Source organism: Actinoplanes sp. NPDC026670 (assembly GCF_040638175.1).
GTDB lineage: Bacteria > Actinomycetota > Actinomycetes > Mycobacteriales > Micromonosporaceae > Actinoplanes.
In genome coordinates this window covers 63,698-87,853 of sequence record NZ_JBEZXU010000042.1, presented here as the reverse complement: position 1 = coordinate 87,853, position 24,156 = coordinate 63,698, and the positions used below count along the sequence as shown (strand labels likewise).

16 protein-coding genes are annotated in these 24,156 nt (G+C 71.9%); 11 read left to right on the top strand and 5 right to left on the bottom strand.

The features are described from left to right. Positions 1-81: 81 nt before the first annotated feature. The 4 genes from AB0E94_RS33785 to AB0E94_RS33770 are packed head-to-tail and all read left to right on the top strand — an operon-like array spanning position 82 to position 8,528. Positions 82-3,543, top strand: a complete 3,462-nt coding sequence (locus tag AB0E94_RS33785) for a PA14 domain-containing protein (protein WP_360334904.1) — start codon at positions 82-84, stop codon at positions 3,541-3,543. Then, positions 3,543-5,606, top strand: coding sequence for a glycosyltransferase family 2 protein (locus AB0E94_RS33780; RefSeq protein WP_360334902.1), 2,064 nt, complete (start codon positions 3,543-3,545; stop codon positions 5,604-5,606). The genes AB0E94_RS33785 and AB0E94_RS33780 overlap by 1 nt, the downstream gene beginning before the upstream one ends. Beyond that, positions 5,603-6,994 carry a glycosyltransferase gene (locus tag AB0E94_RS33775; protein ID WP_360334900.1) on the top strand — a complete coding sequence of 464 codons (1,392 nt, stop codon included), beginning with the start codon at positions 5,603-5,605 and terminating at the stop codon, positions 6,992-6,994. The genes AB0E94_RS33780 and AB0E94_RS33775 overlap by 4 nt, the downstream gene beginning before the upstream one ends. Next, positions 6,984-8,528 (top strand): hypothetical protein, encoded by a 1,545-nt coding sequence (locus AB0E94_RS33770; protein ID WP_360334897.1) that lies wholly within the window; start codon positions 6,984-6,986, stop codon positions 8,526-8,528. Before AB0E94_RS33775 ends, AB0E94_RS33770 begins: the two co-directional genes overlap by 11 nt. A gap of 18 nt (positions 8,529-8,546) precedes the next feature. Here AB0E94_RS33770 and AB0E94_RS33765 read toward each other — a convergent pair whose 3' ends face one another. Next, positions 8,547-9,482, bottom strand: coding sequence for a hypothetical protein (locus tag AB0E94_RS33765; RefSeq protein WP_360334894.1), 936 nt, complete (start codon positions 9,480-9,482; stop codon positions 8,547-8,549). 62 nt (positions 9,483-9,544) lie between these two features. Here AB0E94_RS33765 and AB0E94_RS33760 point away from each other — a divergent pair, with 62 nt between their 5' ends. Beyond that, positions 9,545-10,126 (top strand): TetR family transcriptional regulator, encoded by a 582-nt coding sequence (locus tag AB0E94_RS33760; protein WP_360334891.1) that lies wholly within the window; start codon positions 9,545-9,547, stop codon positions 10,124-10,126. Between the two features lie 221 nt (positions 10,127-10,347). Continuing rightward, positions 10,348-11,910: a protein kinase gene (locus AB0E94_RS33755; RefSeq protein ID WP_360334888.1), complete on the top strand. Its 1,563-nt coding sequence runs from the start codon at positions 10,348-10,350 to the stop codon at positions 11,908-11,910. Between the two features lie 26 nt (positions 11,911-11,936). Here AB0E94_RS33755 and AB0E94_RS33750 read toward each other — a convergent pair whose 3' ends face one another. Beyond that, the gene (locus AB0E94_RS33750; RefSeq protein ID WP_360334885.1) at positions 11,937-13,787 is read right to left on the bottom strand and encodes a PAS domain S-box protein; all 1,851 of its coding nucleotides are present in this window, start codon (positions 13,785-13,787) and stop codon (positions 11,937-11,939) included. A 98-nt stretch (positions 13,788-13,885) separates the two neighbouring features. Between AB0E94_RS33750 and AB0E94_RS33745 the strand changes: the two genes are divergently transcribed. From AB0E94_RS33745 to AB0E94_RS33725, 5 genes are all read left to right on the top strand, one after another. Beyond that, entirely contained in the window at positions 13,886-14,866 is a 981-nt protein-coding gene (locus AB0E94_RS33745) for a ketoacyl-ACP synthase III (RefSeq protein WP_360334882.1), read from the top strand. Continuing rightward, entirely contained in the window at positions 14,863-15,600 is a 738-nt protein-coding gene (locus tag AB0E94_RS33740) for a glycosyltransferase (RefSeq protein ID WP_360334879.1), read from the top strand. The genes AB0E94_RS33745 and AB0E94_RS33740 overlap by 4 nt, the downstream gene beginning before the upstream one ends. Positions 15,601-15,610: 10 nt before the next feature. Then, positions 15,611-17,056, top strand: a complete 1,446-nt coding sequence (locus AB0E94_RS33735) for a class I adenylate-forming enzyme family protein (RefSeq protein WP_360334876.1) — start codon at positions 15,611-15,613, stop codon at positions 17,054-17,056. Between the two features lie 120 nt (positions 17,057-17,176). Next, entirely contained in the window at positions 17,177-17,977 is an 801-nt protein-coding gene (locus AB0E94_RS33730) for a glycosyltransferase family 2 protein (RefSeq protein ID WP_360334873.1), read from the top strand. A 169-nt stretch (positions 17,978-18,146) separates the two neighbouring features. After that, the gene (locus AB0E94_RS33725; protein ID WP_360334870.1) at positions 18,147-19,391 is read left to right on the top strand and encodes a cytochrome P450; all 1,245 of its coding nucleotides are present in this window, start codon (positions 18,147-18,149) and stop codon (positions 19,389-19,391) included. 259 nt (positions 19,392-19,650) lie between these two features. On the opposite strand, the gene AB0E94_RS33720 is transcribed toward AB0E94_RS33725, so the two are convergent. From AB0E94_RS33720 to ctaD, 3 genes are all read right to left on the bottom strand, one after another. Then, positions 19,651-20,841: an amidohydrolase gene (locus AB0E94_RS33720; RefSeq protein WP_360334867.1), complete on the bottom strand. Its 1,191-nt coding sequence runs from the start codon at positions 20,839-20,841 to the stop codon at positions 19,651-19,653. A gap of 104 nt (positions 20,842-20,945) precedes the next feature. Beyond that, on the bottom strand, positions 20,946-22,301 hold the full coding sequence (locus tag AB0E94_RS33715; protein ID WP_360334863.1) for a hypothetical protein: 1,356 nt from the start codon (positions 22,299-22,301) through the stop codon (positions 20,946-20,948). 135 nt (positions 22,302-22,436) lie between these two features. After that, positions 22,437-24,137, bottom strand: coding sequence for a cytochrome c oxidase subunit I (gene ctaD, locus AB0E94_RS33710; RefSeq protein ID WP_360334860.1), 1,701 nt, complete (start codon positions 24,135-24,137; stop codon positions 22,437-22,439). Between the last annotated feature and the right edge of the window lie 19 nt (positions 24,138-24,156).

The following is a 24,156-nucleotide window of genomic DNA, read 5'->3' as shown; positions in this document are numbered from 1 at the left end:
ACAGCCCGGAATCACGAGTGTCACTACGGTTTCAGACCGGGGCATCTGGACCGCAACGATCGGCCCATAGGTTCAGGACCTGTGAGAGCGGCGACAGCGCTTCTGGTCCTGATCCTTTTCTCCCTCTGCGCCGGCACACCCGTGTCCGCCGCCCCGCCCCCCGATTTTCAGACCTCGCTCGTCGTCGGCGCCGACCTGAACGAGCCCTCCGGCTTCGAGATCGCCCCGGACGGGCGGATCTTCATCCTGGAGCGGGCCGGGGTCATCAAGGTCTTCAAGGACGGTCATCTGCTGGCCACGCCGTTCGCGGTGCTGCCGTCCGAACCGACCGGGGACCGCGGTCTCATCGGCATCGCGTTCGACCCGGATTTCGGGGTCTCGAACCACTACGTGTACTTCTATTACACCGGTCTCGACCTACACAATCGCCTGGTCCGGTTCGACGCGTCGGGCGACGTCGGCACCGACGGGCCGTTCGAGATCTTCAAGACCGAGTCGCTCTCCCAGCACCTGCACGTGGGCGGGAGCATCCGGTTCGGGCCGGACGGCAAGATGTACTTCGCCGTCGGCGACAACGGCTACTCCAGCAACGCGCAGATCCTCTCCAATCCGCACGGCAAGATCCTGCGGATCAACAAGGACGGCTCCATCCCGGCCGACAACCCGTTCTACGGGCAGGCCGGGAAGGAGCAGGCGATCTGGGCGTACGGCTTCCGCAACCCGTGGCGGTTCCAGTTCGACAGCCTGACCGGTGAGTTGTACGGCGGCGACGTCGGCGACTACACGTGGGAGGAGGTCAACCACATCGTCAAGGGCGGCAACTACGGGTGGCCGCTCAAGGAGGGCATGTGCACCGCGAACTGCGCGGGGTTCATCGACCCGATCCACGTGTACGCCCACGACGGGGAGAGCGCGGCGGCCACCGGCGGCCCGGTCTACCGGGGCGCCGTCTTCCCGCCCGAGTATCAGGGCAACCTGTTCTTCGCCGACTACGCGAAGGGTTTCATCAAGCGGGCGGTGCTCGACGAGAACGGCAACGCGACGTCGGTGCACGACTTCGACGCGCAGGCGGGGGCGGTCGTCGACCTGAAGGTGGGGCCGGAGGGCGACCTCTACTACCTGACCTACATCCCGGGGCGGATCTACAAGGTCACCTACAGCCTGGGCAACCACACCCCCACGGCGAACGCGACGTCCGACGTCGACAAGGGACTGAACCCGCTGACGGTGAACTTCTCCAGCGCGGGCAGCATCGACCCGGACGGCGACCCGCTGACCTACGCCTGGGACTTCGGCGACGGCACGGCCGGCACCGGCCCGAACCCGGTGCACACCTACCAGGACATCGGCGTCTACACGGCCACACTGACCGTCACCGACAGCGGGGGTGATTCAGCCGCCGCGGTCCCGCTGATCATCCAGGTCGGCATCGCGCCGACGGTGACCATCGCGGTGCCGGCCGACGAGTCCACCTACCGCGCCGGCGACGTGCTCACCTACAACGCGTTCGCGCAGGACGCGGCCGGGTTCGACCTGGACGACAACCGGATCAAGACCACGGTGATCCTGCACCACCACACCCACATCCACCCGTTCGCCGGGCCGCTGACCGGCCGGGCCGGGCAGTTCACCATCCCGGACACCGGCGAGTCGTCGGCCGACACCTGGTACGAGATCAAGGTGACGGCCACCGACGACAACGGGCTGAGCACCGCCAAGTCGATCGAGATCCGGCCGCTCACCACCACGTTCACGGTCGCGACCAGCCCGCCGGGCCTGACCGCTTATCTCGACGGGGTGCCGGTGGAGACGCCGCACGAGGTGCTCGGCGTGGAGAACTTCAAACGGGAGCTGTACGCGCCACCGACCGCCGTGGCTGCCGACGGCACGGTCTACCAGTTCCAGGGCTGGTCGGACGGGAAGAGCATCCGGCACACGATCACCACCCCGCAGGCGGACACCACGTACACGGCCACCTATGTGCCGTCGGCGCCGTTCACCGCCACCTTCTACGACAACAAGAACCTGGCCGGGGCCCCGGTGCTGACCCGCAGCGACCCGCGGATCGACTTCGTCTGGGGGGAGGCCGCCCCGGATCCGGCGGTGCCGCCGAACGAGTTCTCCGCCCGGTGGACCAAGAAGCAGCACTTCCCGGCCGGCCGCTACCGGTTCACCACGGTCTCCGACGACGGCGTCCGGCTCTACGTGGACCGGCAGCTGGTGCTCGACAAGTGGCAGGGCCAGTCCGGCACCGCCTACGACTGGATCGGCGACCTGGGCGAGGGCGTCCACACGATCACCCTCGAGTACTTCGACGAGGGTGGCGACGCGATGGCCAAACTGGACTGGGCGGCCTCGATCGACCAGCCCGGAAGCGAGTGGAAGGCCGAGTACTGGAACACCCCGGGCGCCGGCTCCGCGCCGACCGTGCCGTCCACCACGCCGGCCCTGACCCGGGCCGAGCCGAACGTCGACAACGACTGGGCGCTCGGCTCACCGGACCCGGCGATCAGCCCGGACCACTTCGTCGCCCGGTACACCCGCACGCTCAGCCTCGCCCCGGGTGACTACGAGTTCGTCGCCACCGCCGACGACGGTGTCCGGGTCACCGTGGACGGTCAGCGGATCATCGACGCGTGGGCCGACTCCGGCGCCACCGCGCACACCCGGACCACGCTGCTCGGCGGCGGGCCGCACACGGTGGTGATGGAGTACTACGAGAACGGCGGCGACGCGGTGGCGAAACTCGCCTTCCGGCAGACCGCCGAGGCAGCCGATCCACCGGACTGGACGGCCGAGTACTTCACCGGCATGGACCTGGCCGGTGCGCCCGCGCTGACCCGGCAGGACAGCACGATCGGCTTCGACTGGGGTGGCGGCGCACCCGCCGCAGGCCTGCCCGCCGACGGCTTCTCGGCCCGCTGGACCCGCACCGACACCCTGCCGGCCGGCATCTACCGGTTCGCCGGCCAGAGCGACGACGGCATCCGGGTCTGGCTGGACGGCGTCCCGATCGTCGACAAGTGGGTCAACCAGAACGACACGTTCAGCACCGACCGGCTGCTGTTCGACGGCCCCCACCAGATCCGGGTCGAGTACTTCGAGAACGGCGGCGGCGCCATCGCCCGGTTCGGCTACGAACGCGTCGGTGACGTCGGGCCGGTCGACACCTGGGCCGCCGAGTACTTCGACAACCGCGAACTGTCCGGCACCCCGGTGCTGACCAGGTCGGACGACGCGGTCGCGTTCGACTGGGGCGACGGCAGCCCCGGAGCGGCCGTCCCCGCCGACGGGTTCTCGGCCCGCTGGACCCGCACCGCCGACTGGGCGGCCGGCACGTACCGGTTCGCGGCGACCGGCGACGACGGGATCCGGGTGCTGCTCGACGGCGTCACGGTCGTCGACGGCTGGTCCGATCACGGCCCCACCACCTTCACCGCCGACGTCGAGGTCGCAGCCGGTGAGCACACCGTCGTCGTCGAGTACTACGAGGCGGGCGGCGGAGCGGTAGCACGATTCACGTCCCAGAGGGAGATCCCGTAATGGTGGAGGTAATCCCAGTCCGGCTGAAAGCACCGCCGGCGGTCACCGTCGTCGTGCCCACCCGCAACGAGGCGGACAACGTACGGCCCCTGGTCGAGCAACTGCGTGCCGCGCTCGGCGCCACCCCCAGCGAGATCGTCTTCGTCGACGACAGCGACGACCACACCCCGGAGGTCATCACCGCCCTGTCCGAGTCGGACCCGGAGGGCGTACGGCTGCTGCATCGGCCGCGAGGCGAACGGACCGGAGGCCTCGGGGGTGCGGTGACCGCCGGATTGGATGCGGCGCTCGCGCCGTGGGTCGTGGTGATGGACGGTGACCTGCAACATCCGCCGGCGACGGTGCCCGAACTGCTGGCCGCCGGGCAGGTCGACCAGGCCGACGCGGTCGTCGCCAGCCGCTACCGCACCCGCGGCCGGGTGACCGGTCTCGGCGGCGCCTTCCGGCGCATCGTCTCGCGCGCCTCCGGCACCCTTGCCAAGATCTTCTTTCCGGTCCGGCTGCGGGCGGTCACCGACCCGATGAGCGGATTCTTCGCGGTACGCCGGGACGCGCTCGACACCTCGTCGTTGCGGCCGAACGGGTACAAGATCCTGCTGGAGGTCGTGGTCCGCGGCCGGATGCGGCAGATCACCGAGGTGCCGTACACGTTCCAGCCGCGGCAGGCCGGGGAGAGCAAGGCGTCGCTGCGGGAGGGTGTGCGCTACCTGCGGCACCTGTCGTTGCTGCGGCTCGCCGCGGCCCGTCATCCGGTGTCGCCGCTGGGCCGGCTGGCCGGGTTCGCGCTGGCCGGGGCGGTCGGCACGGCGGTCAACTCGGCGGCGCTGTGGGCGCTCGGCGAGGTCGCCGGGCTGCCGTACCTGCTCGCCGCGTTCCTGGCCGTCCAGGTGGCGATCGTGTGGAACTTCGCGGTCATCGACAACCTGGTGATGCCACCCGGGGAGCACGCCAGGCGACGCCGGTTCGGCCGGTTCCTGCTGCTCAACAACACGCTCACGCCGGTTCACCTGGGCCTGCTCTACGGGCTCGTGCAACTGGCCGGGCTGCACTACCTGGAAGCGAACGTGCTGGCCATCGTGGTGGTGTTCATGCTGCGCTACGCGGTCACCAGCAACTGGGTGTACGGCGCTCCGGCCGGCGCGGGCGGTCTGGTGGTGGCGGTGCGCCGGGCGGTCGCCACCCGGCTGCTGATCGCCGTGGGGCTGACCGCGGTGGCGTTCCCGGCGCTCGCCGCGGACGTGTGGGACGGGCTGTGGAGCCGGGGCGCCGGGGTGCCGCTGCTGATCCCGGTGGCCGCCGCGGCCGCGCTGACCGCGAGCCGGATCCGGCCGTCCAGCTCCGAGCCCGACGTGCACGACCGGCAGGTGGACGGGCTGCTGGCCACGGTGTTCCTGACCGCCGGCGCGACCCTGCTGCTGCTCATGCCGGCCGACGGCTGGCTGGTTCCGGCGGCGCTGTCGTTCCTGGCCGGCGCGGCGATCCTGCTGGTCGGCACGCGTACCGTGGCCCGGCTGCGCTGGGCGCTGCTGCTGCCGCTGCTCGCGATCGCCGGGATCGCGCCGGCCGTCCGCGAGTCGGTGGACGCCGGCATCCGGGCGGTGGTCACCCTGCTCGGCCGCCCGTCCGGGCCGACCAGCAGCGGGGGCGGCCTGGTCACCGCACATCAGGGCGCCGAGTTGCTGCTGCCCGCGCAGCAGTTGCCCGGCCTGGCCCTGGCCGGCGGAGTGGCGTGTCTGCTGATCAGCGCGGTCGTCCTGTTCGGACCGGGCGTCAAGGCGCTGGCCCGGGCCGCGGTGGCGGCGCTGGCGCTGGCCGCGGTCACGGTCGGCTCGGTGCTGGCCGTGCTGCTCACCGGCCGCCTGTTCGGCCCGGCCGCGTTCGAGGTGGCGCGGCTGCCGGTCTTCACCGACGTGGTGCTGGCGCTGACCGTCGCGGTCTTCGTGACCCGCTGGTCGCCGGCGCCCGCCCCGGTCACGACCGTCCGGCAGTATCTTCCGCGGGGCCGGTTCGCGCTGGCCGCGCTGGTGGCGATGGCCGTGGTCCTGCTGGGCAGCGCCCGATGAGCGCGGATTTCTCGGCCCGGGTCGTGCTGTCCCGGATGCAGCGGGCCGGCCTGATCGTGGGACTCGTCCTGATCACGGTGTGGGCGGTGCTGCGGCCGATGGCGGTGCTCCAGACCGTGGTGGCGATCGTGACCGTCGCCTACGGCGCGGCGATCGTCTTCCGGGTGGTGCTGGTGTGGGCGTCGACCCGGGGCGAGCACCTGATCCGGGTCAGCGACGAGGAGGCCCGCGCGGTTCCCGACCACGAGCTGCCGGTCTACACCGTGCTGGTGCCCGCCTACCGGGAGCCGTCGGTGATCGGGCTGCTGATGTCCCATCTGGGCGCGCTGGAGTACCCGGCCGGCAAACTGGAGATCATCCTGCTGCTGGAGGAGGACGACCGGGAGACCATCGAGGCCGCCGAGGCGGTGGCGACCGCCGATCACGTACGGATCCTGGTGGTGCCCGAGTCGCAGCCGAAGACCAAGCCGAAGGCCTGCAACGTCGGGCTGGAGCAGGCGACCGGCGAGTTCGTGACGATCTACGACGCCGAGGACATCCCGGATCCGCTGCAACTGCGCCGGGCGGTGGTGGCGCTGCGCCGGCTCGGTTCGTCCTATGTGTGCCTGCAGGCGGAGCTGGGCTACTTCAACGTCGACCAGAACCGGATCACCAAGTGGTTCGCGCTGGAGTACGCCACCTGGTTCCGGTCGCTGCTGCCGGGTCTGGTGGCGCTGCGGATGCCGATCCCGCTGGGCGGCACCAGCAACCACTTCCGGGCCCGGGAGCTGCGTGAGCTCGGGGCGTGGGATCCGTACAACGTGACCGAGGACGCCGATCTGGGCATCCGGCTGGCCCGTTCCGGATACCGGGTCGGGGTGCTGCACTCGGTCACGCTCGAAGAGGCGAACTCGGACTTCATCAACTGGATCAAGCAGCGCAGCCGCTGGTACAAGGGCTACCTGATGACCTGGCTGGTGCATCTGCGGTCACCGCGGGCCACCGCCCGGCAGCTCGGCTGGCGCGGGATCCTCTGCCTCAATCTGTTCGTCGGCGGCACCCCGCTCGCCGCGCTGCTGAACGCGGTGCTGTGGGCGACCACGATCCTCTGGTTCCTGGACCGGCCGCCGGTCATGGAGGAGATCTTCGTGCCGCCGTTCTACTACCTGGGCGTCATCTGCCTGGTCTTCGGGAACGCCACGGTGATCTATCTGAACGTGCTGTCGGCCCGCACGATGGACCGGCCCGACCTGCTCGGCACGGCCCTGCTGTCCCCCGGGTACTGGGCGATGATGAGCCTGGCCGGGGCCAAGGCGGCCTGGCAGCTCGTGTTCAAACCGTCCTACTGGGAGAAGACGACGCACGGCCTCCACCTGCCTTCCGCCAAGGAGCCGGCTGATGTCAGTTGACGTCCTCACCCGTACCGTCAAGGCATCTAAAAGGTCTTTTGTCTTTTATGCCGTTGTCTATGTCGCGATGGCGGTGTGGTTCTGGCAGAGCGATCTCGTGCCGGGCGACTCGGCGAGCCGGGTGGCGAACGCCTGGTACACGCTGTTCAGCCGGGATCCGCACCTGGCCGCCATCGGCTTCGTCTGGAACCCGCTGCCGTCGCTGATCCTGCTGCCGTTCCTGCCGCTCGGGCTGATCTTCCCGGCGCTCACCCAGCAGGGCCTGCTCGTGGTGCTGGTCTCGGCGGCGCTGATGACGGCGACCGTCGCGGTACTGCACGACGTGCTGCGCCGCTCGGAGGTGCCGCGGACCGCCCGGCTCGTGCTGACCGGCGCGTTCGCGCTGCATCCGATGATCGTCATCTACTCCGGCAACGGGATGAGCGAGGCCTGCTTCCTGCTCTGCCTGATGCTGGCGGTGCGGGCGCTGGTCATCTGGCTCGCCGACGGCCGCGCCGAACAACTCGTGCCGCTCGGCCTCGCCATCGGGCTCGCCTACGGCGCGAGATACGAGGCGCTCGCCCCGGCTGCCGCGGTCCCGGTTCTCGTCTTCCTGACCACCTTCGTCCGTACGCCCGGCGACCGCCCCCGCCGGATCGCGCTGGCCCGCACCGACGCGGTCCTCGCCGGGCTGCCCGGGCTGCTGGCGGTGATCCTGTGGGCGCTGGCCGGCAAACTGATCGTCGGGCAGTGGTTCGCCACGTTCTCCTCCCAGTACGGCAACTCGGCCCAGGTGTCCGCGAACGCCACCGGGATCAGCTCGGTGACCGGCGACGACCTGCCCGGCCGGATCGGCTACTGGGTGCAGCAGATGGCCGGCCTGGCCCCGCTGTTCCTGCTGGTCCTGGCGGCGGCGCTGGCGATGGCCTGGCGGCGGCGCGATCCGCGGGTGCTGGCCGCGTTCACGGTCCTCGGGTCGGTGCTGGCGTTCGACGGGCTGGCCTTCCTGTCCGGCACGTCGTTCGGGTGGCTGCGGTTCCACATCACGGTCATCCCGCTCACCGTGCTGCTGGCCGGGCACCTGATCGCGGCCCGGCCCCGGCCGGTGGTCGTGCCGGTCGCGCTCGCCGCGGCCCTGATCTCGATCCCGGCCACCCTGGTCACGCTCGGGCAGCCGGCGCTGGCCCGGGAGGAGTCGGAGTGGTTCACCGCCGACGGCGCGGACCGGACCCGGGGGCTCACCCTGGTCAACCGGCAGGTGGCCGCCGACCTGGACGCGATGGAACTGCCGGACGGCGCGGTCCTCACCGACGCGGCCTACGCCTTCGGTGTGGTGCTGGCCAGCGACCGCCCACGGCAGTTCGTGATCACCCCGGACCGGGACTTCGCCGCCACGGTCGCCGACCCGGCCGGCAACGGGGTGCGGTACCTGCTGCTGTCCGCCCAGGGGGCGGCCGACGCGGTCCGGCTGCGGGCGCCGGTCAGTGCCGCGCCGGAACGGAGCTGGCACGACCCCCGGGGTGGCCTGCAATGGACTCTCGTCCCGGTTCGGTGATCAGGCCGCGGCCGGTCCTCAGCCGGCCAGCTCCTTGATCAGGCTGCGATAGGTCTCGAAGGCCGGTTTCGGGCGGTAGTCCGAGGTCATCAGGCCGAACTGGAACATCGGGTCGTCGACGGCGCTGTCGGCGTCACGGAGCGCGAAGTGCTCGTAGGTGTCGATGTTCAGCTCGGCGGCGGCCGCGACGACGGCCCGCACCACGGTCTCCAGCACCTCGGCCTGACGTTCGGGTGGCCGGCCGCTTGCGGTCGGCCACCCGTGCTCGGTGACGTGCACCGGCACCGACCCGGGAATCCCGCCCGCGCCCAGGCTCTCCGCCCGGAAGTGCCGGAGCACCCCGGCGACCGTCCCGGCGAACGACCCGGCCGGGACAGGCCGGAAGACGTCCGGGAAGAAGTCCAGCCCGACATAGTCGAGCGCATCCCGGAACTCGGCGCCGCCGGCCCGCCCGAGCCCGGTCCAGTACGCCTGACCGGGGTCGAAGGCGAGCGTCGAGTTGCAGCCGACCAGCACGTCCACCCCGAGCCGGGCCACCTCGTCGCGGGCCGCGAGCACCCCCTCGATCAGGGCCCGCCGCACCGCCGGGAACTCGCCGTCACCACCCGGGCCGGCGTTGTCCGGCTCCTCGGTGATCTGCACCTTGGCCAGCACCGCCGCGTGCCGGCGGATCCGCTCGCGGACGAACCCGAGCCAGCCGGCCAGGTCCTCCCCCGGCTCCCGGAAACACAGCACCAGGTCGAGGCGGCGGCGGCCGGTCGCATACCGCTCGGGGCCGGGTGGCGCCTGGGGCAGACCCGGCGACGCGTCGCTGTAGTGCAGGTAGCCGCGCACCAGGAACGGCTGGTCGCCGTGCAGATCGTCGAGGGCCGCGCTGATCCGCCGGGGGTCCTCCGCCGGGCCGTCGGCCGCGATGGAGAGACCACCCGGGTAGATACCGAAGTCGATGGGCATGCGACGACCGTACCGAAAAACTTGGTGTCACTCCAAATTTTGGGTGACGCTAGGATTCGGGCGTGGGCCTTCGTGACGAGAAGAAGCAGGCGACCCGGACCGCGATCGCCGACTCCGCGCTGGAGCTGTTCCTGGCGAAGGGGTTCGACCGGGTCACCGTGGCCGAGGTGGCCCGCGCCGCGAACGTGTCGGTGAACACGGTCTTCAACTACTTCCCGACCAAGGAGGACCTGCTCTTCGACCGCCAGGACGAGGTGGTGCGGCGGCTCGCCCGGGCCGTGCACGACCGGGCCGGCGGCGAGAGCCCGGCCGCCGCGGTGTGCCGCGCGTTCCTCGGCCGGCTGGACCGGGACGACCCGACACTCGGCCTGCGGCCCGGGGCGGAGCGGTTCTGGCGGATCGTCGACGAGAGCCCGGCCCTGCTCGCCCGGGTACGGATGCTGCGCGAGCTCACCGAGGACGCCCTCGCCGAGGCCCTGCCGTCCGGCTCCCGCCTGGCCGCCGCCGTCATCGCGGCCGCCGACCACGCGCTGCACGCCGAGATCCGGCGGCGGGTCACCCGGGGCGAGCCCGCACCCGCCATCCGGGCGGCGATCCGCGCCGACGCCGAGCGGGCATTCTCGGTCATCGACGCCCTCGCCTAGCGTTCCTCCCGATACGCCTCATTCGCCCCATCGCCCGGATGGTGTCGGAACACTGACACCCGGCCTGCGCGCGCCGGACGGACGATGGCCCACGCCCTGGTCACAGTGGATAGTCGTATCGGTGCACAGAGTTACCAAGCTCGATTTCCGGTAGTCCGCACCGGCTACTCTCGACAGAGCTCCTGACCTGCGTAAACACATCTTTAAAACGGGGTGAAGGCATGGCCGCGGTGGGAGAGGTCGTCGGGGGACGTTATCGACTCGTCCGCCCGCTCGCCTCAGGTCACATGAGTCGCATCTGGTTGTCCGTCGACGAGAAGACCGACGAATACGTCGTGGCCAAACACTGCGCCCTCCCGCACGGCCTCACCATCGGTCAGCAGGAGCTCCTGCGGGACTGGGCGCTCCCGGAAGCGGCCGCCGCCTCCCGTGTCGAACACCCCAACGTGATCCGGACCCACGACGTGCTGCCGTCCTGGGACGGCCCGTGGATCATCATGGAGTACCTGCCGTCCCGTTCCCTGCACCAGATGATCGACGAGTCCGGCCCGCTGTCGCCGGTCCGCGTCGCCCGGATCGGCCTGCTGCTGGTGTCCGCGCTGCGGGCGGCCGGTCGCGCCGGAGTGCTGCACCTCGACGTCAAACCGGGCAACGTGCTGATCACCGGCGAGGGCCGGGTGGTGCTCACCGACTTCGGCCCGGCCGTCACCCCGAACGGCATCCGCACCCTCGCCGACGCCGGGATCGTGCTCGGCTCCCCGAAATACATCGCGCCCGAACGCATCTACGACCACGCCACCGACGAGCGGTCCGATCTGTGGTCCCTCGGGGCGACCCTCTACCACGCCGTCGAGGGCCGGCCGCCGTTCCTGCGCCCCACCACCGCCGAGGTGCTGCGTGCCGTCGGCTTCTCCCGGCCCGACCCGCCACGCCGGGCCGGGCCACTCGCGCCGGTGCTGGCCGGCCTGCTGCGCCGCGACCCGACCGACCGGCTGACCGTCACCGGCGCCGAATGGGCGCTGCGCGGCGTCATCGAGGCGAGCCGCCGCAAGCCGCGCTCGACGGCACGCCGCCGGATCCCGGCCATCGTCGCCGCGGTCGCCGTCACCACGACCCTCACCGCAGTCGCGGCCACCGCCCAGGGCGAGACCCGCGCGCGTACGGGCAACGCCGCCATCACCAGCACCACGCCCGTTCACACCGGCCGGCCGGCCCCGGCCGTCGCCCATCCAGGACAGGGCCCCGCTGCCGGAACCGGCCTGGCCGGCACAGCCGGTGCGGGCGACCTCGACGGCACAGCCCCGGGCGGCCCGGCCCGGCCGGCGGACCCGGCCGACGGCAAGGGCCCGGAGGATCCGCCGCCGGACGGGCACACCTGGTGGGACAGCCCGGAGGGGTACCGGGTGGCGGTGCCGTCCGGCTGGCGCCGCGACGAGGTCCCGGGCGGGCTGGCCTTCCGCTCCGACCGGAACCGCACCCTGCTCGGCATCACGGCACTACCCGAACCCCCGTCGGACGTGGTCGCCGAACTGGAGATCGCCGAGATGGAGACCCACCTGCCGGGCTACCACCGCCTGCGCCTCGAAGCCCTTCCGAGCCCGCTGGCAGCCATCTGGGAGTACACGTTCCAGGACCCGGACGGCACCGCCATGCGCTCACTACGCCGCATCACGAACATCGGCGGCCGCTCGTACGTCCTGGAGTGGCAGTCCACCCGCAAGGCCTGGACAGACCAGCTGCCCGGCTTCACCGTCGTGCTGGCCTCGTTCACCGCCCACCCCTGACCGGCCGGGCAGGAAGGCGGGACGGGTCAGCCGTACTCCCGGATCAGGTTCGGCATCACCTCGGCGACCTTGTGCAGCAGATCGTGCGCGGTGAAGGGTTTCTCGATGAAGGCGATGTCGCCGTCGAGCACGTGGGTGGTGCCGAGGAGGCCGTTGCTGTAACCGGACATGTAGAGGACCGGCAGGGCGGGCGCCGCGTCGTGGACGAGTTCGGCGAGGCGGCGGCCGGACATCTCCGGCATGATCACGTCGGTCAGCAGCAGGTCGCAGCCGTACTGCCGGAAGAGGGTCAGCGCCTGCGGGCCGCCGGTGGCGGTGAGCACGTGGTAGCCGCCGTTGACGAGGATCCGGGTGACCACCCGGGCCAGGGCCGGCTCGTCCTCGACGACCAGAACGGTCCGGCCGTCGCCGGACGGCGGGTCGTCCTGGCGCAGGACCGCGGGGACCCCGGCGCCGGTGGCGACGGCCATCGGCAGGTAGATGCGGAACGTGGTGCCGACACCCGGTTCGGAGTAGACGTTGATGCTGCCGCCGGCCTCGGCCACGATGCCGTAGACCGTGGACAGCCCCAGGCCGGTGCCCTGACCTCGGGGTTTGGTGGTGTAGAAGGGTTCGAAGATGTGCGCCGCCACGTCCGCGGTCATGCCTTCGCCGGTGTCGCTGACCAGCAGGCGGGCGTAGGTTCCGGCGGGCAGCGGGGGCTGCATGTCGAGTTCGCCGCCGTCCAGGGCCGCGGTGTTGGCCTCCAGGACCAGGGTTCCGCCGTCCGGCATCGCGTCGCGGGCGTTGATCGCCAGATTGAGCAGCACCTGCTGGAGCTGGCCGGGGTCGGCGTGGACCAGCACCGGGGCCGGGGACGGCACCATGATCAGGTTGATGTGCTCGCCGATGGTGCGGCCGAGCATGGCGTGGACTTCGGCGAGGCCGGCGTTCAGGTCGACGTCCTGTGGCTGGATGGTGTCGCCGCGGGTGAAGGTCAGCAACTGGCGGGTCAGGTTGATGGCCCGGTCGGCGGCGCTGCGGACATGCTTCAGGTCGGCGGCCAGGGCGTCGTTGCCGGTGGCCGCCTCGGCGGCGAAGTCGGTGTAGTTCACGATGATCGCCAGGATGTTGTTGAAGTCGTGCGCCACCCCGCCGGCCAGTTTGCCGAGGCTCTCCATCCGCTGGGCCTGGTGGGTGCGCTCCTCGACGGCCCGCTGCCGTTCGGCTGCCTCCTTGATCGCGGTGACGTCCCGGACCACCGCGGAGAACCCGATCGGCTGCCCGAACCGGTCCCGGATCAGGGCCACACTGAACGACGCCTCGACCGGGGTGCCGTCCTTGCGGAAACGGCGTGTCTCGTACGACACGTTCCGTTCGCCGCCCCGGATCCGCCGCATCATCTCCCGCTGCTCCACCGCGCCGGCGTCGTCGGTCAGCACCCGCGCGTGTCTCCCGAGGACCTCGGCGGCGGCCCAGCCGAAGATCCGTTCGGCGCCCCGGTTCCAGGCGGTGAGGATGCCGTCCAGGTCGGTGCCGATGATCGCGTCGTCGGTGTGCTCGACGACCGCCTCCAGGGTGGCCCGGTGCGCATCCGCCTCGTCCTGGAGCCGTTCCCGCTGCGGATCCGGGTAGATCGCGCCGGCCGGCGACCGGCTGCGCCGCCGGACCGTCCAGTAGTAGAGGCCGGCCACGCAGGTAACCAGGTTCCAGCAGGCCAGCGCCCACACCCAGGACCGGTTGAGCTCGGTGACGGCGAGGTACGCGTGCATGCCGTGCCCGACCGCGGCGGTCAGGAAGATCAGTGCCGTGGCCACCGCGAGCAGGTTGCGCCGCAGCCGGCCGGCTCGCACGACCGGCACCGCGATGACCACCGTGATCGCCGCGTAAGTGATCATGGTCCCCAGATTGCCGAGCAGAAAAAGCTGTTCCGGCACGGTCGTCATATCGGACGCTGTTCGGTCATGCTGAGGGCCGAACCGTCTGTGGGGGGATAGTGCGAGTCGGAATCACCGGGGTGGGCGCCCATCTGCCGGAGCGGGAGGTCACCACGACCGAACTCCAGGACCGGATCGGGAAGCTCCCCCGCGGCCTGCTCGCCCGGCTCACCGGCATCGAACGCCGGCGGATCGCGGCCGACCACGAGTACGCCTCCACGCTCGGCCTGCACGCCGGCCGCAACGCCCTCGCCTCGGCCGGCCTGCACCCGTCCGACGTCGACCTGCTGCTGTTCGCGTCAGCCAGCCGGGACATGGTGGAGCCGGCGACGGCGCACATCCTCCAGGACTCGCTCGGCACCCGGGCGCACGCGCTCGACGTCACCAACGCCTGCAACAGCTTCGTCAACGGGATCGACCTGGCCCGGTCGATGATCCTGGCCGGGCGGGCGCGGCGGGCGCTGGTCGTCACCGGTGAGACGCCGAGCCGGGTGATGCGGCCACGGGTGTCGGGGCTGGCCGAGGCGCGGCGGGCGTTCGCCGGGTACACGTTCGGCGACGCCGGGGCGGCGGTGGTCGTGGCGCCGGTCGAGCGGGGCGGGATCATCGACGTCGACACCGAGACGCACTCGGAGCACTGGCGGGTCGGCGGGATCCCGGGCGGCGGGTCACGGCATCCGCGGGGCGAGGAGCACACCTACTTCACCGGCGACGGGCACCGGCTGCGCGGGGTGTTCGAGACGATCGGGGCGAGCATCCTGGACCGGGTCCGGGAGCGCACCGGGATGGCGTTCACCGATTACGCCCGGATTCTCGTACACCAGGTGACGATGCCCTACCTGGAGAAGTTCATCGAGGTCACGGGCGTGCCGAAGGACCGGCTCGACGTCACTGTCACCTCGTTCGGGAACATGGCCAGCGCGACCCTCGGCGTGCAGCTCAGCCGGATCCACCCGCAACTCACGACCGGGGACCGGGTGCTGTTCATCGGGCTCGGCGGCGGTGTCAGCATGATGACGATGGTGTGGGAACGGTCATGACCCGGTTGTGGGTGGTGGTGCCCGCCTACAACGAGGCCGCCCGGATCAGCGCCACCCTGTACGCCCTGGCCGCCCAGACCGACACCGACTTCACCCTGCTCGTCGTCGACAACGGCTCCACCGACACGACCGTCGCCGCGGTCGAGGCGTTCCGTGCGTGCGCGCCGTTCCCGATGCGGGTGCTCGCCGAGCCCGAGAAGGGTGTCGGCTGCGCGGTCGACACCGGGTTCCGGCACGCCATCGCGGCGGGGGCGGAGCTGCTGGCGCGTACCGACGCCGACTGCCTGCCCCGGCCCGGCTGGGTGGCGGCGGCCCGGGCCGCGCTCGACGGCGGCGCCGGGCTGGCCTGCGGACGGATCACGGCCCGCCGGGACGAGCACGGTCCGGCCGGGCGGGCGGTGTTCGGGCTGCTGGTGGCGCTGGCGGCGGCGTTCGGGCGGATCCGGCCGGCGCACCGGGACAGCGGGTTCCGGGCGCCCTACCGGATGCACGCCGGCAACAACATGGCGATCACCGCGGCGCTTTACCTGGAGTGCGGCGGGATGCCGCGGCGGCCGTCGCCGACTGACCGGCTCTTCCTCAACCGGGTCCGCCGGACCACCTCATCGATCACCCACAGCCGGTCGATGGTGGTGGAGAACTCGACCCGGCGGCTGCGGGCGTACGGGGTGCTGCGGACCGCCCGCTGGTACCTCGACCGTGGCAGTGGCGCCCTGACCCCGGACCCACGATGAGGGGAGCCCCTTGCTCGACGCGCTGAGCACCGGCCGGCTGTCCGGTCCGGCCCTGATCCGCGGGCGGAGAACCGTCTCCGGCGAGGACCTGACCGGGCTCCGCGACCGGTACGCGACCGCCCTGCACGCCCGTGGCCTGGGCGCCGGCGACACGCTCGGGCTGGCGATCCGCCCCGGGCCACGCGCGGTGGCCATGGTGCTCGCGGCTTACCGGCTGGGCGTACGGGTGGCGCTGCTCGACCCGACCGCCGGCCCGGACGTGCTCACCGCCCGGTTGTCGCTGGCCCGGCCGGCCCTGATCGTCGCCGACGCGGCCGCCCAGGCGGTCGCCGGATGGGCCGCCCCGCTGGCCCGCCGGGCCGGGCTGGCACTGCCCGACTTCACCGGGCTCGGCCCGACCGTGACCGTCGGCGCCCGGCTGCCCGGCAACGCCCCGGCTCTGGAACTGAAACCCGGCCCGGTGCCGCCCGCCTACGACGGCGACGGCGACGCGGTGATCATCTTCACCTCCGGGACCACCAGCAGCCCGCGCGCGGTGGTGCACACCCGGGGCGGGCTCGACACCGGACTGCGGTCGGTGGCCGACCTGGTCCGGCCGGTCGCCGGGGTTCCGGTGCTCGGCGGCACGTTCTTCGTGATGGTGCCGTCGCTGGCCGCCGGCGCGCCGGTCGCCACCCCGGAGCGCCGGCCGCGGGCGCTCGCGAAGCAGGTCACCGGGCTGCGGCCGCAGGCCGTCTATCTCACGCCGCCGCAGTTGCGGGCCGCGCTCGACGGCGGGGTGCCGTTCGCCGGGCGGGTCTACAGCGGGTCGGCGCCGGTGTCGGCCCACCTGCTCGACCGGGTACGGGCCGCCGGGGCCGACGAGGCCTGGGGGGTCTACGCGCTGACCGAGGTGTTCCCGGCGGCCGCCGTCGAATCCCGGGACAAGAGCGCCTGGCCCGGCGACGGCGACCTCGTCGGCGACCTGCTCCCCGGCGTGCGCGGGCGAGTCGGCGACGACGGGCAGCTGCTGCTCGCCGGCGCCGGAGTGTGCGACCGGTACCTCGGCGCGGAACCCCACGAGTGGGTCGCCACCGGCGACATCGCCACCCTCTCCGATCGGCGGGTGGTGCTCGGCGGACGCAGCAAGGACATGATCCTGCGCAACGCCGAGAACATCTATCCCGGCCTGTACGAGCCGTCGCTGCACGTTCCCGGCGTTTCGCTCGCGGTCCTCGTCGGGGTGCCGGCCGGCGACGGCGACGAGCACGTGGTCGCGATCGTCGAGACCACACCCGGCGCCGACCGGGCCGGCGTCGAGGCCGCGCTGCGCGGGCCCCTCGACCGGATGGGCTCGGCGCGTCCGGACCGTGTCATGTTCGCTGCGGTGCCCCTTGCGGGGCGATCCCGCAAACCCGACCGGAACGCTGCGGCTTCGCTCGCCTCATCGATACCCCATCAGCGGGTACGGCCATGAGCACCCGATCCTCCGGATCCCCGAGCAGGCCGAAGCCGTGACCAGGAAGCTCACACCAGCCCGGCGGCGAGGTGGCGCCGTGCGCACGCGTGTCACGCCGGATACCGGCGGGGCGGCGCGGTGACCGTGACTCCCGGCGCGGCTTCCGGGCCTGCCGGCGGCGGCTCGGTCATCGCGGTCGTCGTGCCCGCCTACAACGAGGGCGGGTCGATCGGGGCGACCCTGGCAGCGCTCGGGCGGCAGACCGATCAGGGCTTCCGGCTGATCGTCGTCGACAACGCGTCCACCGACGACACCGTCGACGTGGTGCGCCGCTTCGCCGGGACCGTCACGTTCCCGGTGGAGATCGTCACCGAGCCCGAACGCGGCGCCGGCACCGCGGCCGACACCGGATTCCGGCACGCCATCACCACCGGCGCCGAACATCTGGCCCGCACCGACGCGGACTGCCTGCCCTCGCCCGACTGGGTGGCGACGCTCCGGGCGTACCTGAGCAACGATTTTGATCTTGTCTGTGGCCGCAGTGTCCCGCGCCGCGACGAACAGCCGACCTGGACCGAACGCCATGTCTTCCCGGCCGCCGTGCGGCTGGCCGCGGTGTACGGCCGCTACCGCAAGGCGCACCGGGCGCCGGTGTATCGCAGCCCGTATGTCCTGGTCCACGGGCACAACCTGGCCCTGACCGCGTCCCTCTACGTGCGGTGTGGCGGCACCGCGCGGGAGGCGCTGGAGGACGGCTCCGAGGACGTGACCCTCCTCAACCGGGCCCGCCGCGTCACCACCCGGATCGTCCGCGCCGAGGACCTGGTCGTCGAATCCAGCCTCCGGCGGCTGCGCGCGTGGGGCGCCCGCCGGACCCTGCTCTGGTACTGGGACCGCCGCTACCGCCCGGCCACGCCGTCGCAGGTCCACGTCCGCTGACCGCCTCACCCCTCGCACTCTCCCCATCGCGGTCGCCCATCCACCCCTCTCCCTCGCGGCCCTCCATCGCGGCCTCTCCGCCGCAGCCCCATCGCGCGCTGGATTGACCTTGGCCGTGAAGCGAACGATGATCGCGTTTTCTGGACGGGATGCGGGGTAGGGAACCGAGATGTCGCAGGCACGGGCTCGCCGCCGGGACCGGCAGGTCTACCTGCGCAGCCACCCGATCCTGTTCGCCCTCATGGCGGCCACCCGCCGCTGGCCGGCCACACGAATCGGCATGACCGTTCTGGCCCACTCACGCTCCGCATTCACCGACGGCTTGACCCGGGTGCCGCTGGACCGCACCGCCGAGGGCACCACAGGCGGCGCGGCCGGGCGGCTGGCCGGCGGCGGACTGCTGTTCGACCAGGAGGGCGACGACCATCGCGGCTCCCGGCGCGGCCTGGCCGAATCCCTCGGCGCCGACGGGGTGGACCGATTGCGCCCGGTATGGACCGACGTGCTGGACCGACGCCTGAAACCACTGGCCGACGGCACCCCGATCGACCTGGTCGAGGTGGCCGCCGAACTCTCCGGCGCCACCGCCGCCGCCCTCCTCGACCTGAACGTCGATCCGCTGGAACTGGCATCCGCAGCCCGTGCCGCCGCCGCGGCCGGCGCCCGTGAACACCTGCCCGGCCTGCCCTTCCCCAGCCGCCGCCGAGCCGCCGAACAGGCCGCCGCCCACCTCAACGCCCTGCTCTCACCGATCTCCGCGAGCGGCTCCGGGCCGGGCGGTTCCCAGGCGCCCGCGACCGGCACCGGCGCGAACGACTCCCGATCGGCCGCGACCGGCTACGGACTCGGCGACTCCCGATCGGCCGCGGACGGCTCCGGGGTGGGCGACTCCCGGTCGGCCGCGAGCGGCTCCGGGCTGGCCGCGATGCTGGCGGTGGCCGCGATCAACACGACGGTCGCCGGATTGCCGCGAGCGGCGGCCTGGTGCGCCGACGCAGACCTCTGGGAGTACGCCGAAACCGCCCCCGAAGCATTGACCAGCGAACTTCTCCGCGTAACCGCCCCCACCCCACTGCTCCCCCGGGTCGCCGCCGCCCCCGGCACGATCGCCGGCCGCCCGGTCCACCAAGGCGACCGTCTGATTCTGATCACCCGGCACGCGGTCGACGCCCACCACCGTGACCCGTTCCCCACCCACCCGGCCCCACCCCAGGTGGCTCAACTGGTCTTCGGCGCCGGCCCACACGCCTGCCCCGGCGCCCGCCTGGCCCGAGCCCAGCTGACCGACGCGCTGACCGCCCTGGCCCCCTACCGCCCACAGGTCACGAGAGCACGCGCCGACCGAAGAAGCGCCCTGCCCAGCTGGTCCACCCTGATCCTCACCCCCACCACCAAGCCGACGCGCCCCACTTGACCGGGACCCACGGTCCGACACGAGCCACACATGACCACGCAACCCGCACCACCCGGCAGCGTGGTGACCCACGGTCCGACACGAGCCACAGATGACCACGCGAACCGCACAACCGGCAGCGGGGTGACCCGCGGTTCGAATCGAGCCACAGATGACCACGCGAACCCCGCCACCCGGCAGCGTGGTGACCCACGGTCCGAAGCCAGCGAGGTGCCGCCTCTGGCGGCTGGGACAGCGCGGCTGCCGGGGCGTGCCGGCCTCAGGACGGCTGGGACAGCGGTGTGCGGGCCGGCGGAAAGCTGCGGGTCAGGTAGGTGGCTCGGCGGTCCGGGGTGGTGGCCAGGTCGGTGGCGGTTCGGGCGAGGAGTTTGGCCGCGTGCAGCAGGGCCTCGTCGGCGGCCGGGGTGGCGGCGGCCGCGGCGAACTCGTGGGTGTGTGGCATGGCCGTCACGCCCCGCAGGCCGATCATCGGGTGGATGGACGGGACGGTGTGGCTGACGTTGCCCATGTCGGTGGAGGCGGCGCTGAAACCGCCCGGCAGCGGGACCGCGGCGCGGCCGAACGCCGGCAGGTGACTGCCGTAGCGTTCGATCAGCCAGGCGTCGTTGCGCAGGTCGAGGTAGTCGGGTTCGGTGCGGCGGAACTCGACTGTCGCGCCGGTGGCCAGGGCGCCCGCCTCGAAGCAGGCGTGGACCCGGCGGCGCAGGGTGTCCAGCCGGCCGGCGTCGGGGGTGCGGACCTCGTACTCGAGGACGCTGCGCTCGGGGATGATGTTCGTCTTCTCACCGCCGGAGCTGACGAAACCGGCGATCCGGTAGCCGGGCGGGGTCTGCTGGCGGAGCAGGCCGACCGCCACCTGGGCGACGACCGCGGCGTCGGCGGCGTTCACACCGTCCCACGGGGCGCCGGCGGCGTGGGCGGGACGGCCCTGGAACGTCACCGCGAAACGGCTGCACGCCTGGGTGCTGTCGCCGGCCCCGGCCGTATCGACGGCCGGGCCGGGGTGGGCCATCATCGCCACTGTCACGTCGTCGAAGGCGCCGCGTTCCAGCATCAGCTGTTTGCCGGCGCCGCTCTCCTCGGCCGGGGTGCCGATCAGGGCGATGCGGAAGCCGTAGCGGTCGGCGGCGGCACGCAACGCGATCGCCGCGCCGGCCGACGACGCGCAGATGATGTTGTGGCCGCAGCCGTGGCCGATGCCGGGCAGGGCGTCGTACTCGGCGCAGATCCCGATCGTCAGCTCGCCCTCGCCGTAGGTGGCGAGCAGGGCGGTCGGCAGTTCGCAGACACCCTCGGTGACGGCGAACCCGGCCTCGCCCATGATCGCCGCGAGCTTCGCCGCCGAGGCGTGCTCCTCGAACGCGATCTCGGGTTCGGCATGCAGGCTGTGACTGAGCCCGATCAGCCGGGCCTGCCATTCGTCCACCGCGACATCGGTCACCAGCGACATCCCGTCATCGTAAGCCGGACCGTGCGGGACGGCACGTGCACACGGCGGCGGCATGCGGCCGGGCAGACCGGCGGGACGGCCGGCCTGCCCGGTGGACGGGAGCGTCAGTCGCGGGTGGCGCGCCGACGGGTCAGGAGCAGGGAGAGCAGACCGGCCAGGATCAGGCCGGCTCCGGCGAACCCGATGACCGTCACATCGGCTCCGGTCAAGGCGAGAGTGCTTCCCCCCGTACCAGAGGAGGGGTTGCCGGAATCGGAAGGGACCGCGGCCGGGACCGGAACGTCGTCGGCGGGGGCGGAGGCGCTGGACGAAGCCGAAGGCGAGGTGTCCACATCGACGTCGGTGTCGGTGCCGTCGTCGGTGCCGGTGTCGGTGTCGGTGTCGTCCGGCTGGTCCGGGAGCGGAGTCGGCTGGCGCGGCCCCGGCTTCTGCGGCCGATCGGCCGCGTCGGGCGCGCAGGCGGTGACCGACAGCTGCCCGAGGGCGACGTCGAGCAGGTGGCTCATGCCGAGTTTGACCTCGATGCGCAGGGTCGGCGCCTCGGCCGACACCTGGCGGCCGCGCTGGTTCTCCCGGGCCTCACCGAGGGTGACGCGAACCTCGAGCGCGGCCGGCGGCCCCTGCCGGACGCCGCTGAGCAGGCCGAGCGACACGCTGGCGCCGGGGTCCTTGAGCACCTGCGCGGGCCGGCCGGCGGTGGTGATCCGCAGCACCGCCGGGCGGTAGTCGACGCCGGTCTCGCCGGGGCGGCTGCCGGCGACGACCTCGAGGGCGGGCTGGTTGACCACCTTGATCGAGATCTCCTGCGGCGTGCCGTGGAAGAGGCTCAGGTCGCCGAGGGCGACAGCGGCGCCGGATCGTACGCCGACCCGCCCGTTCCGCAGGTCGACCAGGTCGGTCGCGCTCTGCACGGAGCCGGTCGGCCCGATCCGCAGCAGGCTGGTCGGGCGGCCGCCGGCGTTGATCGCCCCGTCCAGCACGGACAGCCCGCTGAGCATGGTCACCGCCCGGGTCAGGGCGCCGGTCCGGCCGCAGCGGTAGGCGTCGTCCCAGGTGGCGTACGCGGTCGACCGGCCGGCGGCGGTGGTGGCGAGCCCGGCGGCGTGGAAGGCGGCGAGGTCCTTCTCGTCGGGCCGCCCGGCACCGGGCGCGGCATGCCGGGCGCCGGCGCCACCGCCGGGGAGGCCGAGGACGCGGGCGTCGGCGTGGCGGCCGGAGGCGATGCTGCGGTACGGCCGTGCGGCGCTGTCCACGGTGCCCTCGGCGCTGGCGAGCCGCACGTCGGCCAGGGCGGGCATGCCTCTGGCGAGTGGGCCTGGATCCAGGACGGCGATCTTCGCGAGGTCGGCCCGGGAACGTGCGGTGAAGTCTCCGGCGCAGTCCCGGGGTGTCGTGGCGGCCACCGGTGCGGCGGGCACGGCGAGCGCGGCGGCCACCAGCGCGTGCAGAGCGATCGGCATGAGATCCCTTCCGAAAGGGGCGGGTTGTCCGATCTCTCATCGCCTTGCACAGTTTGCTAGGTACGGGGCTTTACGACCTCTTTCACAGTGAGCATCTATGCGCAAACCAGACAGTTCCTCCGTTAACCGCCTATCTCAACGATCGTCGCCCCCGGTGGTCACCGGTCCGCTGTCAACTGCCGGCCCACCGGCCGCGAGCTGCGGAAACTTGGCGTCGAAGGCGGGCCGCTCGGAGCGGATCCGGGGCATCCGGTCGAAGTTGCGCAGCGGCGGCGGGCTGGACGTGGCCCACTCCAGCGAGTTCCCGTGCCCCCACGGGTCGTCGACGGTGACCACCGCGCCCACCCGGTACGACTTCCACACGTTGTAGAGGAACGGCAGCGTGGCCGCGCCCAGCACGAACGACCCGACCGTCGAGATCATGTTCAGCGTGGTAAAGCCGTCGCCGGGCAGATAGTCGGCGTACCGCCGGGGCATGCCCTCGTTGCCGACCCAGTGCTGCACCAGGAACGTGGCGTGGAAGCCGAGGAAGGTCAGCCAGAAATGCACCTTCGCCAGCTTCTCGTCGAGCATCCGGCCGAACATCTTCGGGAACCAGAAGTAGATGCCGGAGAAGACCGCGAACACGATCGTCCCGAACAGCACATAGTGGAAATGGGCCACCACGAAGTAGCTGTCGGTCACGTGGAAATCGACGGGCGGCGACGCGAGCAGCACCCCGGTCAGGCCACCCAGCAGGAACGTCACCATGAACCCGATCGCGAACAGCATCGGCGACTCGAACGTCAGCTGCCCCCGCCACATCGTCCCGATCCAGACGAAGAACTTCATCCCGGTCGGGATCGCGATCAGATAGCTGAGCAGGCTGAAGAACGGCAACAGCACCTGGCCGGTGGCGAACATGTGGTGCGCCCACACGCTCATCGACAGCATGGTGATCAGGATCGTGGCGGCGACCAGCGTCTTGTACCCGAACACCGGCTTACGGCTGAACACCGGGATCACCTCGGTGATGATCCCGAAGAACGGCAACGCGATGATGTAGACCTCAGGATGGCCGAAGAACCAGAACAGGTGCTGCCACAGCATCGGCCCGCCGGTCTCCACGTTGAACACCTGCGCGCCCAGCACCCGGTCGGCGGCCAGAGCGAACAGCGCCGCCGCCAGGAACGGGAAGACCAGCACCACGAGCACGCTGGTGAGCAGGATGTTCCACGTCATGATCGGCATCCGGAACATGGTCATCCCGGGCGCCCGCAGGCACAGGATCGTGGTGATCATGTTGACCGCGCCGAGGATCGTGCCGACACCGGAGATCGCCAGCCCGACCACCCACATGTTCCCGCCGACCCCCGGCGAGTGCTGCCACGTGCTCAGCGGCGTATACGCGGTCCAGCCGAAATCCGCCGCCCCGCCCGGCACCAGGAAACCGCCGAACGCGATCAAGCCACCGAAGAAATAGAGCCAGTACGCGAACGAGTTCAGCCGCGGGAACGCCACATCCGGCGCACCGATCTGGATCGGCACCACGAAGTTGGCGAAAGCGAAAACGATCGGCGTCGCGAAGAACAGCAGCATGATCGTGCCGTGCATGGTGAACAGCTGGTTGTACTGCTCCGGCGAGAGGATCTGCATGCCCGGCCGGCCCAGCTCGGCCCGCATCAGCAGCGCCATCGCGCCGCCGAGCACGAACCACACGAACGCCGTGACCAGGTACATGATCCCGATCTGCTTCGCATCGGTGGTGCGCAGAGTCCGGGCCAGCCAGGAGCCCCTGACCTGCCGCCGCAGCGGCCACGACCGGGATTGCACGGGGCGCGGGGAAACAGCGGTCATCGAAAGTCCTCCCTGGACT

Bases quoted from the DNA above. Each gene is read 5' to 3' on its own strand.
- AB0E94_RS33780 (WP_360334902.1), top strand. From the start codon at position 3,543: ATGGTGGAGGTAATCCCAGTCCGGCTGAAAGCACCGCCGGCGGTCACC.
- AB0E94_RS33775 (WP_360334900.1), top strand. From the start codon at position 5,603: ATGAGCGCGGATTTCTCGGCCCGGGTCGTGCTGTCCCGGATGCAGCGG.
- AB0E94_RS33770 (WP_360334897.1), top strand. From the start codon at position 6,984: ATGTCAGTTGACGTCCTCACCCGTACCGTCAAGGCATCTAAAAGGTCT.
- AB0E94_RS33765 (WP_360334894.1), bottom strand. From the start codon at position 9,482: ATGCCCATCGACTTCGGTATCTACCCGGGTGGTCTCTCCATCGCGGCC.
- AB0E94_RS33755 (WP_360334888.1), top strand. From the start codon at position 10,348: ATGGCCGCGGTGGGAGAGGTCGTCGGGGGACGTTATCGACTCGTCCGC.
- AB0E94_RS33750 (WP_360334885.1), bottom strand. From the start codon at position 13,787: ATGATCACTTACGCGGCGATCACGGTGGTCATCGCGGTGCCGGTCGTG.
- AB0E94_RS33740 (WP_360334879.1), top strand. From the start codon at position 14,863: ATGACCCGGTTGTGGGTGGTGGTGCCCGCCTACAACGAGGCCGCCCGG.
- AB0E94_RS33725 (WP_360334870.1), top strand. From the start codon at position 18,147: ATGTCGCAGGCACGGGCTCGCCGCCGGGACCGGCAGGTCTACCTGCGC.
- AB0E94_RS33720 (WP_360334867.1), bottom strand. From the start codon at position 20,841: ATGTCGCTGGTGACCGATGTCGCGGTGGACGAATGGCAGGCCCGGCTG.
- AB0E94_RS33715 (WP_360334863.1), bottom strand. From the start codon at position 22,301: ATGCCGATCGCTCTGCACGCGCTGGTGGCCGCCGCGCTCGCCGTGCCC.
- ctaD (WP_360334860.1), bottom strand. From the start codon at position 24,137: ATGACCGCTGTTTCCCCGCGCCCCGTGCAATCCCGGTCGTGGCCGCTG.